The following is a 17,979-nucleotide window of genomic DNA, read 5'->3' on the forward strand; positions in this document are numbered from 1 at the left end:
GATTCGGAGGATAGCCCTCGAAGATAGTTCACCTATAGATTTACTTACTGCTGAAAAACTACCGTTGGATTGGACGAGGTATCGGTCACGCTTTCCTTGTGTGTCCCCAGGTAAGAGATCCCGAACGTATAAGAGCCGGGCAGCAGCTCTTTGCTGACCTCGCCGCCGCTTGTGCTTCCGATCGTCCGCCAACTGCCTGCATAATAGGCGGCCACACCTCCGTCAAGTGGATTCCCTTGACTGTCCTTCAGCTCCACCTTGACCTTCACCGTCTGGAAGCCAATAATAGCGTTCGTCGACGTATCCTGCACCTTCTCCTTGTATGTGCCTTCGTAAGTCATCGCAAATGTGTAGGACCCGGGCAGCAGCTCCTTGCTGACCTCGCCTCTGCTTGTGCTGCCGATTGTCCGCCAACTGCCTGCATAATAGGAGGCCGCACCTCCATCAAGCTGATTCCCTTGACTGTCCTTCAGCTGAAGCTTGACACTCACCGTTTGGAAGCCAACGACGACGTTCGTCGACGTATCCTGCACCTTCTCCTTGTATATGCCTTCGTATGTCATCGCAAATGTGTAAGATCCGGGCAGCAGTTCCTTGCTGACCACTCCGCTGCTTGTGCTGCCAATCGTCCGCCAGCTGCCAGCATAATAAGAGCCCTCACCGCCATCAAGCGGATTCGCTTGGCTGTCCTTCAGCTGCACCTTGACGTTCACCGTCTGGAAGACGACGACGGCGTCGGTACCGGTATTTTGCACCTTCTCGTTGCGTGTTCCTTCATACGTCAACCCGAATGTATAGGACTTGTTCGGCAGCGATTTACTTACCGATCCGGAAGCGTCGGTGATGCCGAAACCTTTCCAGCCGCCGTCATAATACATCACATTGCCGCCGCTAAGCGGATTTCCGTTGCTGTCCTTGAGCTGCACCTTGACAGCCGTCGTTGCGAGTATAAAGCCCAACTGCTGAGGAAGCTCGACATTTCCCGCTTGATCTGTAGCCTTGTAGAGCAGGCTGTAGGTGCCTTTTTTGTCAAACGTAACAGGTGTCGTATACAACTGCCAGGAAGTCCCGTTGTCCAGGCTCAACTCGGTTTTGCCCACACCCGATAAACTGTCGCTACCGATCAAGGTGACCGTGACCGGATTCACGTATGTCCCGTTCGGACCGTCCGGTTGCGTAGGAGATACACTCGCGCTTGTAACCGGAGCTGTACGATCAATATTGCTTACTATATAGCTTGTAACGTTAGACACTTTGCCATCAGCAGACGTTCCTCTAGCAAACACCGTGTTATTGCCGGAAAGAACGATAGGTGCTGTGTAAGCCGTCCATAAACCTGTTTGGCCGATCTTATATTCTTTTACCACTGCATCGGCAGGGTAGTGGATCGCCACAATGACATCCGTGTTGGTCGGCGCTGTCTTATCTGCCGTAAAGGTTGCATCCGCTGGAGCCACGGCATTCTTATATAGCGTGACATAATCGAACAAAATTTTACTCGTAAAGCGTGATGTACTAAAGCGGAAGGAATCAATGGACGTTGCCGTCGTATTGTTGTTATAGAACGGTATGCCGTTGATACGATAAGTACCGTTCGTTTTATCCAGGATGCCCGGAGTATCCACCGTACCGGTGTAACTTTTAAAAACGTCAGCCTGCATGATAATGTCATATGTCTTCGCAGCCATATCCATATCAAAGCGAAGCGTGATCCACTGATCCCGTGGAAGTGCAAGGCCAGCGGCTTTCGGAATTTTGACGGTCGTATTGGTGCCGCCGATCATCTTCCAGTAGCCGAATGTGCCATCCGAGAAGCCGTTGAACCGTACGACATCGGTTCCGGCATTGCGCAGCTTCAGATCGAAATTCGCGATATCGCTATTCACCTTGTTGAACATGAATTTGGTTTCGAACGAGAGCTTGCCGCCAAGCGCAGCATTTGCTCTCAACGCAACCGGACTTTCTGTATAATCGCTGTCCGATAAAGCGTAATTGTCCAGCAGCTGTAGTGCTTTACCCACACCATCCGGCGAAGATACGACCGATACGGACGTCCCGCTATTCGTACTCACCGTCCAGTTGTTGCCATTCGATACGTTTCCTGTCGTCCAATCGTCAAAGGAATCATAGTATACGCCGCTGCTGCCTGCTGTAGGAAGCGTAACCGTCGTACTCGGGCCGTCGATCGATTCGTTGCCCTGTGCATCTACAGCCTGAACACGGAACGTATAAGTGCCTCCCGGCTGTAGACCCGTCAAATCATACGCGTACGTACTGCCGCTCACCGTTGCAGCTTTCACGAAGGACGATTGTGCTCCTTCCTTTCGATAAATCGAATACGATGCTACCGTACCTGAGTTGTCGGTTGCCTGATCCCATGTAAATCTAGCAGCATTCGGGAACAGATAAACCGGTTGAATCGAGGCTGCTCCGCCCCATGCAGGAGCCGTTGTATCAGCCAAAGATGTCTTGTACAACGTCACATAATCCAGCAAGAATTTGCTTGTGTAACGGAACGAACTGAAGCGGAAGGAATCGATCGCCGTTGCCGTCGTATTGTTGTTATAAAACGGAATCCCGCTAACCTGATAAATGCCGGTTTTCTTATCCAGCTTGCCGGGAACAGCCACCGTTCCGTTGTAGATTTTGAAGGCTTCCGCCTGCATCGTAATGTCATACGTCTTCGCAGCCGTATCCAGATCGAAGCGGAGCGTGATCCACTGATCGCGTGGAAGCGTGAAGCCGGTGGCATTCGGAATTTTGACAGGCGTATTGGTGCCACCTATCATATTCCAGTAGCCGATTGTGCCGTCTGAGAAGCCGTTGAACCGCACGACATCCGTCCCGGAACCGCGCAGCTTGAGCTCGAAATTGCCGATGTCACTGTTTACCCTATTAAACATAAATTTGGTTTCGAATGTGACCTTACCACTTATAGCCGCATTATTTCTTATAACAATCGGGCTTTCCGTATAGTCACTATCCGATGTTGCGTAGCTATCCATCAACTGGAGCGCGTTGCCAATCGAAGCCGGCGACGGCACGATCGAGACCGACGTTCCGCTGTTCGTAGTCACCGTCCAGTTACCGCCAGAACTCATTTCCCCCGTCGATCTGTCGTCAAATGATTCATAATAGTCGCCGCTGCCGCCTGCCGCAGGCAGCGTTACCGTCTTGCTCGGGCCATCCGCCGATTCGTTGCCCAGCGCATCCGTTGCCTGAACCCGGAACGTATACGTGCTCCCCGGTTGCAGACCCGTTACGTCATAGCCATAAACACTTCCACTCACCGTACCCACCTTCACGAAGGACGATTGTACGCCATCCTTCTTATAGATCGAGTACGTCATTACGGTGCCCGAATTGTCCGTCGCCTGATCCCACACAAATCTTGCTGAATTCGGGAACAGATGCTCCGGCCGTAGTGAAGCCGCCCCCCCCCATGTAGGGGCTGAAGTGTCTTGGGTCAATACATTCAAGACATCACTTACCAGCGACCGATTATTGCTCGTATCCACTGCTACAATTGTGATGGCAAATGTATTTCCAACTGAGAGACCCGTAATCGTCGCAGTCACAGTATCGCTCGGAACGACGGTTTTCAAAACACCGTTTGCATACACAGCGTATTCCTTTACGGCAGCATTGTCCGTCGAAGCACTCCAACCGATGGTAACCGTCGTATCCGTCTGCGAAATAAGATGCACCCCGCTCGGCGTTGTCGGACGCTCCTCATCGCTTTTCCGCTCGATAAGGCCGATCCAGTCCAGATTCATGGGGCCCATATCGCTCCACATCGTAATGTCGATCGGTCCTGGCGCCAGCTGCTGCCCCAGCTTGACCCGGAGCCCTCTCCAATATTCCGGCTTCGTCCCGTAATCAAAGGTCGTCGGGGCCTGAAAGGCTGTCGCATTATTTCCGATCATGATGCTTCTGCTCGTGAGCTCCCCAGGATTCAGCCCAAAGCCAGCGACATACTTGAGCACAAGGTCGTAGGTACCTGCCTTCGGAACGTTAAAGCTCCACTGGACTTTCTGTCCCAACTGATTCCAGTTACCCAAGCCCTTCCCGCCGGACAAGAACGGCCTTGTCGTATAGGTGCTGATTCCTGGATCCGCATCCGTATAGGACTCCGCTTCAATCCAGTCAAAGGATAGCTGGTTCCTCATCGCGTCCGGGTCTGTCCATGAATCCGCATCCGCAAAATTACTGCCTCCGACCTTGCTCAGTTTTACGGTGCTAAGGTCCCCCCGGATGATAATGTTGGCATTCGCTTCGAGGTAAAGATCTTTCGGATGGCCGTGCTTTTCAAAAATAAAACCTGGAGGCGCTTCCACTACGTGGTACAAACCCGATGTATTCCCTAGTTTGCCCCAAGCGACGGGAATCCCTTCCTTATCGCTGTACACCTTAAGCGCCGCCTGCCCCTGCACCCCGTCGAAATCGGTTTGAAAGGTTACGGGAGCCATCGCTTGCGGCATCGGCGCATTGCCGAGCTTGAACGCATGCTGTCCTTTCTCGACATTAAGGGTAATGGTGTTCCCTGCAGCACTCCAATGCACGCCCCGCAATCCCATTGCTTCCGAGACCAATCCGCCGCTCGGGATGTCCCGGCCGCTGTCTGCATCACGCAAACGTGTGGTTCCAGGCACATTTACATCTACCTGTGTATCCGACGGACTTGACACGGATAATTGATCGCCGCCGTAAACTACCGTCGCAGGCTGACTGCTCTGGATAAGGGTGACGCCGTCTTTCACAAGCTTCGTACCGTCTACGAGCAGTACCGTACTTCCCTTCACTGCCACGGCGGTTCCGTTGAATCGAATGCCGCTTGTGTCCACTTCCCCGCCCGAGGTTGTTCGCACGTAGACGACTGAACCATCTTCGAACGAAAGTTTCGTATAAGTTCCGTGATTCTCCGAGACCACATTCTGAGGCTCTGTCCCCTGCTTAAAGGCTTCCATTGTAGAAACAAAAGTGGTCGCATTCGTTTTCGGCGTAATGAAAGCCGCATGCAGCTGCTTTTTGTCTGCATAAACCGAGTCTTTATTCGGTTTCCTTTCCACTCCGGCCGCGTCCAAATATTGATCCTCAAACGTCGTTCTAAGCCCCTGAGGCGCCTGGAAACGGACTTTCAAGCCGGCTTCTTTCTTCCAAATCGTCGCGCCCGCCTGATCGGCGTCGAGATCCATTTGATTATCGGCATGGAGGCGCCATTCGAATTCCGAGCCCTGCGGATTAGCCGACTGGAGCTGATCAATGACGACGAACATATCGGGTCTGACATAAACGATACTTCGGTTCGCCTTATTCAGCTTACCTGCATAGGCGCCGGCGGCATCGCCGCTCGTTGCATCAAAATCCGGATGCGTGACGAAGCTCATGATCTTGCCGTCCGCATCGATATTGTCGATCGGCTGTCCCTGCTTCCCGTCAACCGTAATTGCATTAGTGGCAAACGTCTGTTTCGTATAGTTTGTATTGTGATCGCTACCGTAGTAGTCATAAAAACCACTCTCGACAGCAAGCGATTCGCCGAAGGCGTTGACAATGAGACCATTCTGATCCGCAAGACTATGGTTGTAGGTGCCAAATGGGCTCGATTTGAAATAGAGCGACACGCTATCGGGATCGTATAATTTCGAATGCATAGTCACAAGACCGATGTCCTGAAACCACTTGGAGTCCGGCAAATCAACCGGGGGTCTCGCTTCCAGATTGTCGTCCCCGTAAAAGTAGTTGCTCAATTCCCCGTTCAAGCCCGTACCAATGGCTCCGGCCGCCCATTTCATCCGGGGGTCGTTGTACATTTGCGCGAGACGGTTGTATACTGTCACACTGGGTGAGCCTGGGGCGTATTCACTATCGTCTCCAAAAATCCCTTTCGGGCTGCCTTTCGGAAACGCATAGAGCGGATACAAACCTTCGTTTCGCGAATAAGCTTTATCATAGAGATTAAAACTGCTTGCGCTCAGGATGACGTCCATAAACTGCTTCTGGACCGTAGATGACCATTGCCAATAACCAGTGCCCTGTGACCAACCTCCGTCCTCCCCGCCCCACGGAGGCAAAATATTGATATACGCAGGGACAACTTGCCGAAACCAAGTTTCGGCTTCCGGTATATCGTTCAGCAGAGCTGTTGCGATGATGCCGACAAATCCGAATGCCGTCCAACCGTGTGAATCATAAGGTTTACTCTGAATCGGGTATTTGATAACGACTTCATTCACCAGCGTCTGAGTGCGCACTTTCACCATATTTAGTACCGTCTGTCTCTCCGAGGGTGAAAGCAAATCGCTCAGCCAGTCGTAGGCAATAGCTGAATCTAACGCGATGAGCCTATGTACCTGATCATGAATGAAGTAACTCGTTGTTCCGTCCGGATTCCAGCCGGAGAGGTCGAGCAGACGGGCTTTCGCGTACTGACCAATTTCCGGGGAACCCGTCAGGAAGTAAATAAATGCGGCATTAAACATCTTATTGATAGCCGCTTCCGAATAAGTACGGAGGACACGTTGTGAGGCTACAAATTCAGGAGCACTATGATTATAGCTAGCCGGATAGGGAAAGCTCGGTTCGATCAAGTCGCATCGATGCGGATCCTGGGTAGTCGTCGTACATAAATTGGCATTCACCGACTGACTTATCCTTTGAAACATATCTTTTCCGACCGTAAATCGCAGATTTCGAAAATCGGCAAGCGTCGATGAATTCGCCCAGATGCGCGGATGCGTGGGGCTGATATTGCTCAATAACTGATCGATGGAAGGAACCACAAACGGGACATTCTGCTCCTCAATCCGGAATTTTCGAATGTCGCTCCATTCTGACCAGCCAGAGGCCGGTTTGTGAAATCGGACGCGCCAATACCAGGTACCAGCGTCAAATACATGATTAAAATTGTAGAAATTCGACGTTAGTGTTTCTTGTTCATATACAACATTAGCTACTGTAGAGCTGCGGCTAACCTGCAGATCGTAATTATCGGCCCCGCTAACAGCAGGCCATCTAAAGTCGGGCGGATTTTGCGTCGTGACAAGGGAATCTACCGGGCCGAACGGCATATTGGTCCCCGATAATACCGAAGCTGGCCATCCCTCAGCCGCTTCCGCAACGGGAAGACGGGCAAACGGCAAAGCACTGAAACAACCAAAAATCATGACAAATACCATAATAAGTGCGAGTTTACGATTTGAATTCCGGACCATCATTGTTAATAATCAGCTCCCTTTTCAACTTACAAATATCCTTACATCCAATCCTTTCAATCCATAATTTACCATTTTAAAATATCGAACATCCCCCCTTTCATCGCAACCTTCTCTTAGAATAAGGCGCTTTCTTTTTTGAATCTTTTTACGGATTCATTCGTGATCAGAATAATGAGGAAGCAAAGGATGGACTGGTATAAGCCGACTGCCGCCGCCATGCCGAATTCCTGCAAATCGAGAAGCGCCCGAAATGAGAAAGTGTCGATAATATCCGTTTTATCGTATAACAGTCCGTTATTCCCGATCAGCTGGTAGAACAAGCCGAAGTCGCCTCTCGCAATTTGGCTGACTTTAAGCAACACCAGAATGATCATCGTCGGAATGATGGAGGGGATGGTAATATGGATGATCCGCTGAAGGATGTTCGCTCCGTCGATTTTGGCCGCTTCATACATTTCCGGATCAATCCCGGCGATGCTCGCAAGATAGATGACAGTTCCATATCCCACCGACTTCCATGCGCTAAAAAAGATCAAAATAAAAGGCCACAATTCCGGATTATTATAGAAGTTTACCGGTGTGAAGCCGAGCGACTTCAAGAACGTATTCACCGCACCGAACTCATAATTGAGAAAATTATAGACAATTGCTCCGGCTACGACCCATGAAATGAAATAAGGCAGAAAAATCACCGACTGCAAAAACTTCTTGATGTATTTGCCTGCCAGCTCGAATAAAACAATGGCGATACTAATTTCCAGCACATTATTCACAATCATGAACAGGAAGTTGTAAACGATCGTATTTTTCGTAACCAGGAAAGCTTTGCCCGAATGAAGGAAGAAATCGAAATTAGCCAGACCGACCCATGGGCTGCCAAAGATACCATCCTTGTAAGAATAAGCTTTAAAGGCAACCACCATTCCCGCCATCGGGAAATAACAGAAAATAAGAAAAAATAAAAACGCTGGTAATATCATCAGATACAGCGTGCGATTTTTCCGCAAATCGCCTAGTAAACCTTTCGTATGCATAAGAATCTCCTCCTGATAATAGAAAAACGAGAGTGACTGTTGCATGATCACCGCAGCCTCTCTCGTCCTTTCTTAAACGTTATTTATTATTCTTTACATATTCGTCAAGCTGTTTCTGTGCTTCGGTGATCACTTTATCCAGACCCGCTTCTTTATATTTGGTGTTGAGCGTCTTGACGACGGCTTCCACCGAATCATTCATGACACCAAGATTAATTGGATTCCGGTATTGATCCCTAACGCTTTTGAGCGCTGCCAATTCATTCTTCACATTCGTCGTATCGAACACAAAGTTAAGCAGCGGATTCGTAATCGCAGTTTTCGTCCAAGCTGCTTTAATGGCTGCAACCTCTTTCGGTTGATCGGCAAGCGGCTTAATCAGCCCTTCTGTTCTCCAGCCCCAAGGTGAACCGGAATCAATCTTGTAGCCGGAATCAGTTCCGCCCAGAGCCTGTATTTTTTTGTCCGCCGTCAACTCGTAATGTTTGCCCTTGATGCCGTAAGTCGTAAGGTTAAAATAATCCTCGTTGTTCCGGAATAAATCGAGCATCATCAAAGCTCTCTCCGGGTTTTTGGCATTTGCGTTGATCGACATCCCATTGCCGATATACGGATTCACATAGGTCGCCTTGCCGTTGTAGAGATCGAAGAGCTCAACTTTCCATTCAGGATGTTTTTGATTCGCTGCCGTTACACCTAGACCCATATCCTGAATGTTTCCGGCCATCGAGGCACTTTTGCCGGCAAGGAACGAATCTTTGACTGGTGTCTTATTGAGCAGAGCATTTTGGGACCAGTAGCCTTTCTTGTTCCAATCCGCCATTTTCTTCGCAAATTCCAAATATTGCGGAGTTTGCACAATGTCAATCAGCTTCCCGGACTTATCTTTTAGGTCGATTGAAACGAGTGAATTACCAATAATGACCTTTGGCGTGAATTCGGTGCCGACCATGAAGTCGAACATCGCATTAGCATTTATACTTTCATCGAAAGGCACCATGTTTGGCTCGTTTTTGGAAATAGCTTCTAAATATTTCTCGAAATCATTGATCGTTTTCAGTTCTGGGATGTTGTACTTCGCTCTCAAATCCCCTCTGACGCCGACAACCGACATTGAGAAATCTTTGGTCGAGGCAGGCATCATATACATTTTATTCTGCACCTTTGCCTGCTCCCAGGCTTCTTTCGGCATTTCCTTCATCGTCTGCGGTGCATATTTATTTAACAGATCCGGCGTAAGCTCAAGGAATGCCCCTTTAATCGCTTGCTCGCCATACTTGATCCAGTTCGCTGAGAAAACCAAATCGAAGTCTTCACCCGTTGCAAAAAGCAGCGGATACTTCTGCAGGTAATCGCCCCAAGACAAGAAAATAGGCTCTACCGTAGCGTTAATATCACGTTTCAGCATTTTATTGACTTCGTCATAGACAAGCCCGATGTCCTTGGGCTGATCCCCGATCAGGTACATTTTAAGCTTCACTTCTTTGGAAATATCCGGTTTGTTTGATGCTGTTTCTTTACTCGTACTTGCTGTCGGTTTAGGCGATGCCGTTCCTTGACTCGAGTTCGTCGAGCAGCCTGCCATAAGCATAACTGTAGCCAAGCTGACAGCCATCAGCGTCTTTACATGTTTCATTGATAAAACCTCCCCTGATCTTGTTCACTCATCTATGATCAACGGCTAAAGCCGGAGTCATCCTTTGACCGAGCCAATCGTAATACCTTGTATAAAATACTTTTGAACAAAAGGATAAAGCAGAACGATCGGTCCCGTCGCGATCACCGTCATGGCCAGCTTGAAGGATTCCTTCGGTGTATCCATAACGACAGAACCCTGCGAAGCAACCGAGGAGTTGGCAAAGGCGATACTGCTCAAGATTTTATAGAGAAAATATTGCAGTGGATACAGATTCTCTTTGTTGATGAACAAGGTGGCATGATACCAATCATTCCAATAATTGAGAGAAATGAACAGGCCGATCGTAGCCAGAGCCGGCTTGGTCAGCGGCAGTATGATGGAAAGAAAGATGCGGAAATCGCCGGCACCGTCCATCTTGGCCGATTCGCTAATCGCATCGGGGATCGTGGAGCTAATGAAGCTTCTCATAATAATGATATAAAACACGTTTAATAAAGCAGGCACAATCAAGGCTAAGAGCGAATCCTTCCACCCTAAATACTTGACGATCAAAATATACCATGGCACAAGTCCACCGGAAAATAAGGTGGTAAAGAAAAAATAGAAGGAAAATACATTTCGGTTCTTGAAGTCTTTTCGCTGCAGAACATAAGCCGTCATCGCCGTTATGAACAGTCCGATCAGCGTACCAACGATCGTGACCAATAACGTAATTTGATAGGCGGAAATGATCTGCTTCGGATTTTTAAAGATAAACTCGTAGGCGTCTAATGAAAGTACACTCGGAATGAGGCTATAGCCGTTTTTAATAATATGGGATTCCTCCGTTACTGATCCAATTACAATCATTAGGAATGGAATCAAGCACATAATTGCGAACAGCGTTATGAAGAAATAGCCGATGATTTGGAACACGTATTTCTCTACAGTATGCTTACTCTCCATGCAGCCCTCCATCAATTCGCTTTGTTTAGGACAACCGGTTTCCTAATTTCATAGTAGACTACAATCAAGTTCCCCGTATACTTCACAAACTGGTGAAAAGTCTGCATTCTTTTGTGAAAAGCAACTAAACGAATTTGTTCAGCTTTACACTTTTTGTACGTGCACTTACCTGTTTACAAATTATTCATTATAATAATGAATGCAACGATCCCGAATAACGAAGGAGCATGGACTTTACGATGAAACTCACAGCGTCTCGCACATCCAATAAGCTTTACGCCAACATCTTTCTTTCGCTCATCGTTTGCATCATCCTCACCATTGTGACCTTGTCCTCAACGCTCTACGCGAGCTTCGAGAAGATCGCCTTATCGAACATTTATGCATCGGAGAAAAGCAGCTTGTCCCAGACGAGCTACAGTGCCAAATCGATGATCGAAAACTCGACCAGCTACGCACTTCAAATATACGCCGATCCTTTGTTCGATAAGCTCCTACACTATACGTCCCCAGGCAGTGTGGAGACGAACGCCGCTTTAATTCGCTTGAATGCTTATTTGAATATGAACTATTTCATTGATTCCATCTACCTTTACAGCAAAAGCTCGAAAACGTTTTACTCTGCCACATTGTCCTCCGTCAATACGATTCAGAGTTTCGACGATTTCTACGATGCGGACGCGCGCAAACTGATCGAACATTTCAGCAGTTATAAACGACTGGCGCCTATTCCCCGGGAAATACCCGTTCAAACTCCGTTTCAGGAGGTCAGAACGGCCAATGTGTACTCGTTTGTCTTCTATGATCTGCAAGGCCAATCCAAGGATCTCGACAATATGATTATGCTTAACGTACCCGAACGATGGATGAAGGAAGCCATTACAAGCCTTGATATGAACAAAAATGGGTCAACGTTCATCATCGACAGCAAGGGCACGCTGGTGACCAGCACCGATTCGATGCCTTTCCTGGCAGATCTGAAGGATAAGCCCTATGTGCAAAAAATATTGGCCGCTTCCGCCAATCAGGCATCCGATTATTTTGTCGATGAGGTGGAGGGTGTGAAATCGTTAGTTGTGTACTCCAAACATGAAGTTACCAACTGGCTTTTCATCCGGGTACTTCCTTATGACACCATTATGGGAAAAGTCGAACTGATGAAGAAGACCGTTCTTCTTATTTGCTTCGTCATTTTGTTAATCGGGCTCAGTATTTCCTTCTTCTTAACGAAAACGCTTTATAAACCGATAGAGAAGGTCATTTCCAAATTAAATGTACTGATGAAAGAAAAACGCAATAATCACCATAAACTGAAGCAAAATTTCTTGCTGCAGCTAGTTCATAATAGCGGGTTTAAGAAACCGCTTGATATAGAAACCAAGCTCAAGGAATTCGATATCGCGATGGATCCGGCCAGTGACTATGTGATCGTTCTTTTCGTGATCGACCGTTTTGATTCGTTTTCCAAGCAGTATCACTTTGAAGACCGCGTGCTGCTCAAATACGGCATGATGAACATCGCTTCCGAACTGTTCGCTAAAGTCGGCATCTGCGAATGTATTGATATGGACGAGAAGACCATTGCGGTTCTACTAAATGGCAGCTTCCTGAATGACCACGCATGGTTGGACACGGTAAAAAACGTGCAAGACTCAGCTGAGCAATACCTTGGCATCTCGATGTCCGCCTCCATCAGCAGAACCGGCGACAGCCTGGTTGAAGTATCCGAATTATACACAGAGGCGCTGCAGCAGTTGAAATACAAATTTACAGACGGTTACCGCTGCATTTTGCACAGCCGTCAGCATCGTCCACAAGCGCTCACTCCGTTCATCCATCCTGCTGTTCTTGAGAATAACATGTTGGAGACGCTTAAGCTTGGCAAATCGGAAGAGTCTAAGAAATGGTTCGGTGAAATCGTACATGCCGTCGAACCTCCCTCCTATATCGTTTACAACATGTTATTTAATCAGTTGGCCTTCTCAATTAGTACGACGGCGCTCCAAATGGATAAGAACTCTGGCCTACCAATGGATTACGATTTCAGTTCCTTTATCCATTACATGCATAAACTGGAGACGCTTCAAGACGTACACGATCATTTCTGCGAATTGATCGATCAGCTTTGTCTGGGCTTCAAAGACAAGAAAAGCTCAAAACATGATAACTTGATCGCATCCATTGATAAAATCATTCATCAAAACTACTCCGACAGGGAATTGTCATTATTTAAAATCGCAGAGCTTCTCGATTTGTCCCCGGCCTACCTGGGGCGTATTTTCAAAAAGCTTGCCAACCAGTCGGTCCCCGATTATTTGAACGAATACAGAATCGAGCGAGCAAAGGAGTTTCTCGCTTCCACGCAGGCCTCGATTGAGGAAATCTCACAGAAGACCGGCTATAACAACAGTACCTATTTCTATAAAGTGTTTAAAAAATATACCGGAATTACGCCAGCTGAATATCGAAATAACGGATATTAACACCAAAAAGGCTTACGCATGCAAGATACAAGCGTAAGCCTTTTTGGTGGTTACATCTATTATTCGCCTTCCTTCTTCAACCATTGATCCAGGAACAGGTAGGCTAGCATCCGTATCTCCTCCGGAAAATCATGTCCGCCCGTCCCGAGGTAGGACTGAAAGCGGTCTTCCTTACCTAACCATCGGTAAAGCCTCGAGAGTTCTAACATCCCTTCCCCAACCGATTTCCAATGAGGAAATATATGGTCGTCCTGTCCCGCATAGTTGAGAAAAGGCGTAGGGGCGCATAAGGCTACAATTTCGTGAAATTCAAATGGGATCCGATCCTGCTGCAAATCCGCCGAAACTTTCGGGATATGCGTGTATGGATAAGGCCGGTAGCCCCAATGCTCCGGATGCGGATCGCCAGTGAATGGACTGAACCCGCAGCTGGAAACAACAGCCTTAATTCGATCATCCATGCCAGCCAGAAAATAAGCGTTATAACCGCCAAACGAATGTCCGATCGCTCCAATGGCATTCGGATTTACATAATCCAATGAACATAAAACATCAATGCCCTGTAAGTGATCTGTTAAGTTCTTGGCTACTGTTGACCACTCGGGATACTGTTCATAAAAAGGCTCACTCTCAAATGCCGCTCTGCCCGGATAAATCCGTTCACCCGCAGTCAGTGCATCAGGGACCAGCACCACATAACCGCGCTCAACCAGTTCAACGGCATACATACGATTTGTCCCACCAGTAGAAAGAGCAATAAAATCTTTCCCTTGCTCATTTGTCGAATGGAGCGCAATAACAGCAGGGTAACCTGCATTCCTCGGACGATTGGATACATTTTCATCTGGAATAAGGATGTAAGCGGTAATTCTATCCCCATAAACGGTATCATATTCTACATGAAACCGAGTATGGCTTGATTGCTTGCTCTGGGATTTGACTTGTACTCGGACAGGTACCCGTGCAGGCAGTTCACCAATGTAATCAAGCCAGATCCGGCGAACTTCAGACAGCTTCTCTATCCACTGCTCATAACTCTCAATCCTATGCAAAAGCGGCGGAATGCCCATTTGGTTAATTTGAGATAATACATAGGCCAAAATTGTATCCCTTCTTTCTTGAAAAATGGACTCACACGTTAAAGCTCCAACATGAACTTGAGAATTTTATCATTGAGTCCAGGCAGTCCCTCATGACCAAAGTCAGGGTAAATTTCGAGTCTCTTTTTCGCAGTTATCTTGTTATAAGCGGCAAACTGAGTCGAGGGAGGACAAATGCTGTCCATTAAGCCAACACCCATCAACACTTCTCCTTTGATTCGTGATGCTAAATGCTGAATATCAATATAACCCAGCTTCGTGAAGATCTCTTCCTCATTCGTATGTTGAGGATCAAAATAACGAAAAAAAGTTCTAAGCTCCTGATAAGCATCCTTGGCTTGGTCCATCTCCCATACCCGCTTGTAGTCACTTAAAAACGGATAGACAGGTGCAAGCTTCTTAATTCGCGGTTCTAGCGCTGCACAGGCTAATGTAATCCCTCCACCTTGAGAAATACCAGTGACCCCAACTCGATCCGCATCGACTTCAGACAAGTCCATCACGATTCCCGCCAGCTGTGCCGCATCCAAAAAAATATGTCTAAACAACAAATTATTAGGCGTATCGTTTAACCCACGAATGATGTGACCGCTCTGCGTTGTTCCTTTTATTCCGCCAGTATCTTCCGATGATCCACCTTGCCCGCGACAGTCCATTGCAATTACAGAAAACCCGAGTGAAGCGTAAATTAGTTTATCGGCCCAATCTCCGGCGTTTCCTGCATAGCCATGAAACTGAATGATTGCCGGATGAGGCTCTGCGATATGTTTCGGACGGACATATTTCGCATGAATTCTAGCCCCCCGTACACCTGTAAAATATAAATCGAAACAGTCCGCAAACGGTACCTGGAAATTACTTTCAACCAGCTCAACATTGGCGTCAACGGATTTCATTTCGTCGAGCGCACGACTCCAGTACTCCTCAAAATCTGTTGGCCTCGGATTGCGCCCTTCGTACTGCTTTAACTGCTCTAATGGCATATCTAAGATTGGCATGTTCTTCATTTCTCCTTATACAATGGAATCAAACATAGGACGACCGGTTTCCTAATCTCATAGTAGTCTATGCCTCAATCCCCCGTATACTTCACATTCTATTGAAAGAACTGAATTTTTTAATGCAGAGAACTATACTAATTTGTACATCTGTACACTTTTTGCACATTGACTTACATGTTCATGAAGTATTCATTACAATAAGCCTGAACGTGAATCTTGGGAGGAGTGGTATGATGTTAGCCGTACTCAAAGTCTCAAAGGTAACAAACGTTTTACTAGTTTTACTTTTACTCAATTGACGCATATGGCGAAGGAGCTAATCCGATTATATCGAGGCCGTGGTAGGACCGTTAACTTTCTGCCCGTTTTGGCTAGGTATGCGAGGTTCTGGATCGGCGGAGGCTCCGTAAACGGATTCAACCATTTTGTTGAGCTGCAGGTATACGGCACGACGCCGTGAGATAAAAAGGCGGTTAATTTAACTCTTGTTCCATTAGCCTATTATGATTACTTATAAAGGAACAATGACTGAAGCATCACGTTACGGAACTACAATGACCCGAGACAATTTGCCATTTCCCAATACGATACTGCCAAACACGAGTGTAACAGAACTCGCCTTCAAATGGAGTTCCGAAAGTACCAGTTAAAGTCACTCGTGTAACGGTTACGGCTAACATATCCTAGAGTCTAATTCTTTGGTCTAAAATATCAATTCCAGTAATTTTCAATTTTCCTGAACGGTGGGCTTCAATATCAGTTTCTTTTGATAAAATTTGTCCGAAATGATTGACGAAGATAAGGTCGTCAGCAATCAGTTCATCTAACACTTCCACATTGCTGGATAGCATTGCTGTCCGAAGACGTTCTTCACAAGCAATGATTTTGGTTTCATCCACAAAAAAACCTCCTTTTAATATCTGTCTATCATACTCTACTGCCCAAATTTTACCAAGATAATTACCCATTTTGGGACAAATACTCGTTAGCATATGCTCCCGTTAATTCAACGAACATCTAAAAGAAGCTGCTTTCGCGGCAGCTCCTCACTATTGTTCTCCGTTCAATGATTATCAATTACCCTTTGCGATTGCTATATACAAGCCGAGGTCGGCACGAGGCACATAGCGGTGAGCCGCAGCTTGGCAAATCCACAAATTCGCCAAGGCACGAAGATCGTTCGAGACCATTCGCACGAACTATCTGGTTTCCATATCCATGACATTGTATATTTCCAAAAATTTCGTATTAAAATCCCCTTTTACAAACATCTCATGCTCCAACAATCTCTGGTGAAATGGAATCGTTGTCACAATCCCTTTTATAGTAAATTCGTCGAGTGCCCGCTTCATTCTCTGAATCGCTTCCTGGCGATCTCTTCCCCAAACTATCACTTTCGCCACCATAGAATCATAATAAGGAGAAATCTCATAGCCGGAATAAACCGCACTATCAATTCGTACTCCGAATCCACCCGGCGGGTTATACTGTTCCACTTTCCCAGGTGACGGCATGAAATTGTTGTAAGGATTTTCTGCATTAATCCGACATTCAATCGCCCAACCCTTGATGTCGATATCTTCTTGGCTAAAAGAGAGCGGAACGCCTGCCGCCACAGCAACTTGCTCTTTAATTAAATCTACTCCCGTAACGAGCTCTGTTACCGGATGCTCTACTTGAATTCGGGTATTCATCTCCATAAAATAAAACCCGCCGTGTCGATCCAGAAGAAATTCCACAGTTCCAGCGCCATGATAATTGACGGCTTTGGCGGCTAAAACGGCTACCCGCCCCATTTGCTCCCGCAAAGCTTGATCAAGGGCAGGCGACGGCGCCTCTTCCAGCAGTTTCTGATGACGACGTTGAATCGAGCAGTCCCGTTCCCCAAGGTATACGACATTCCCATATTTATCTGCCATAATTTGGATTTCTACATGCCTCGGCTCTTCCAAATACTTTTCTATATACACCCCTGAATTACCGAAAGCCGTTTCCGCTTCCTGCTGAGCCTGACGAATGGAAGTTATCAGTTCTTCCTCGCTGCGAGCTACCCTCATTCCTTTGCCGCCGCCGCCGGCCGTTGCCTTCACAATAACGGGATACCCTATCTCTCCAGCGACCTTGACGGCAGACTCCAGATCTTCAATGATGCCTTCGGTACCGGGCACCGTAGGAACGCCGGCTTGTTTCATCGTATCTCTGGCAACGGCTTTGGCACCCATTTTTTTAATCGCGTCGGCATCTGGCCCTATAAAGGTGAACCCGGACGCTTCGCAGATTCCAGCGAAATCAGCGTTTTCCGAAAGAAACCCATACCCCGGATGAATTGCATCCGATTGGGTAAACGTTGCCACGGTAAGAATATTTATCATATTCAAATAACTGTCCTTTGAAGCAGTCGGTCCAATGCAGTACGCCTCGTCCGCGAGCTGCACGTGCAGCGCTTGCCGATCTGCTTCCGAATATACGGCAACTGTAGCGATGCCCATTTCCCGGCAAGCTCTGATCACCCGTACGGCGATTTCCCCTCTATTGGCAATCAACACTTTGTTAAACATCA

The 17,979-nt window shown here is 47.3% G+C and carries 9 protein-coding genes; 1 reads left to right on the forward strand and 8 read right to left on the reverse strand.

Going from position 1 to position 17,979, the window contains the following annotated elements; genetic code table 11:
• Positions 1–44: 44 nt before the first annotated feature.
• The 4 genes from GC098_RS18010 to GC098_RS18025 form a co-directional block, all read right to left on the reverse strand.
• Entirely contained in the window at positions 45–7,214 is a 7,170-nt protein-coding gene (locus GC098_RS18010; protein WP_171644539.1) for a fibronectin type III domain-containing protein, read from the reverse strand.
• Positions 7,215–7,330: 116 nt separating this feature from the next.
• Positions 7,331–8,251 (reverse strand): ABC transporter permease, encoded by a 921-nt coding sequence (locus GC098_RS18015; RefSeq protein ID WP_171644541.1) that lies wholly within the window; start codon positions 8,249–8,251, stop codon positions 7,331–7,333.
• A 79-nt stretch (positions 8,252–8,330) separates the two neighbouring features.
• Positions 8,331–9,887, reverse strand: coding sequence for an ABC transporter substrate-binding protein (locus GC098_RS18020; protein WP_171644543.1), 1,557 nt, complete (start codon positions 9,885–9,887; stop codon positions 8,331–8,333).
• A gap of 57 nt (positions 9,888–9,944) precedes the next feature.
• Positions 9,945–10,835, reverse strand: a complete 891-nt coding sequence (locus GC098_RS18025; protein WP_171644545.1) for a carbohydrate ABC transporter permease — start codon at positions 10,833–10,835, stop codon at positions 9,945–9,947.
• 239 nt (positions 10,836–11,074) lie between these two features.
• On the opposite strand from GC098_RS18025, the gene GC098_RS18030 reads away from it, so the two are divergent.
• Complete coding sequence (locus GC098_RS18030; protein ID WP_171644547.1) at positions 11,075–13,318, forward strand: AraC family transcriptional regulator; 2,244 nt, start codon at positions 11,075–11,077, stop codon at positions 13,316–13,318.
• A 59-nt stretch (positions 13,319–13,377) separates the two neighbouring features.
• Here the strand turns inward: GC098_RS18030 and GC098_RS18035 are convergent, their stop codons facing one another.
• The 4 genes from GC098_RS18035 to accC form a co-directional block, all read right to left on the reverse strand.
• Complete coding sequence (locus GC098_RS18035; RefSeq protein WP_171644548.1) at positions 13,378–14,418, reverse strand: alpha/beta hydrolase family protein; 1,041 nt, start codon at positions 14,416–14,418, stop codon at positions 13,378–13,380.
• Between the two features lie 38 nt (positions 14,419–14,456).
• Positions 14,457–15,416: an alpha/beta fold hydrolase gene (locus tag GC098_RS18040; protein ID WP_171644550.1), complete on the reverse strand. Its 960-nt coding sequence runs from the start codon at positions 15,414–15,416 to the stop codon at positions 14,457–14,459.
• A 686-nt stretch (positions 15,417–16,102) separates the two neighbouring features.
• The gene (locus tag GC098_RS41220) at positions 16,103–16,318 is read right to left on the reverse strand and encodes a nuclear transport factor 2 family protein (RefSeq protein WP_312880191.1); all 216 of its coding nucleotides are present in this window, start codon (positions 16,316–16,318) and stop codon (positions 16,103–16,105) included.
• 300 nt (positions 16,319–16,618) lie between these two features.
• Complete coding sequence (gene accC, locus GC098_RS18050) at positions 16,619–17,977, reverse strand: acetyl-CoA carboxylase biotin carboxylase subunit (RefSeq protein ID WP_171644552.1); 1,359 nt, start codon at positions 17,975–17,977, stop codon at positions 16,619–16,621.
• Positions 17,978–17,979: the final 2 nt, after the last annotated feature.

This window comes from Paenibacillus phytorum (assembly GCF_013141715.1).
In the GTDB taxonomy this organism is placed as follows: domain Bacteria; phylum Bacillota; class Bacilli; order Paenibacillales; family NBRC-103111; genus Paenibacillus_E; species Paenibacillus_E phytorum.

Bases quoted from the DNA above. Each gene is read 5' to 3' on its own strand.
- GC098_RS18025 (WP_171644545.1), bottom strand. From the start codon at position 10,835: ATGGAGAGTAAGCATACTGTAGAGAAATACGTGTTCCAAATCATCGGC.
- accC (WP_171644552.1), bottom strand. From the start codon at position 17,977: ATGTTTAACAAAGTGTTGATTGCCAATAGAGGGGAAATCGCCGTACGG.
- GC098_RS18015 (WP_171644541.1), bottom strand. From the start codon at position 8,251: ATGCATACGAAAGGTTTACTAGGCGATTTGCGGAAAAATCGCACGCTG.
- GC098_RS18020 (WP_171644543.1), bottom strand. From the start codon at position 9,887: ATGAAACATGTAAAGACGCTGATGGCTGTCAGCTTGGCTACAGTTATG.
- GC098_RS18010 (WP_171644539.1), bottom strand. From the start codon at position 7,214: ATGGTCCGGAATTCAAATCGTAAACTCGCACTTATTATGGTATTTGTC.
- GC098_RS18030 (WP_171644547.1), top strand. From the start codon at position 11,075: ATGAAACTCACAGCGTCTCGCACATCCAATAAGCTTTACGCCAACATC.
- GC098_RS18040 (WP_171644550.1), bottom strand. From the start codon at position 15,416: ATGCCAATCTTAGATATGCCATTAGAGCAGTTAAAGCAGTACGAAGGG.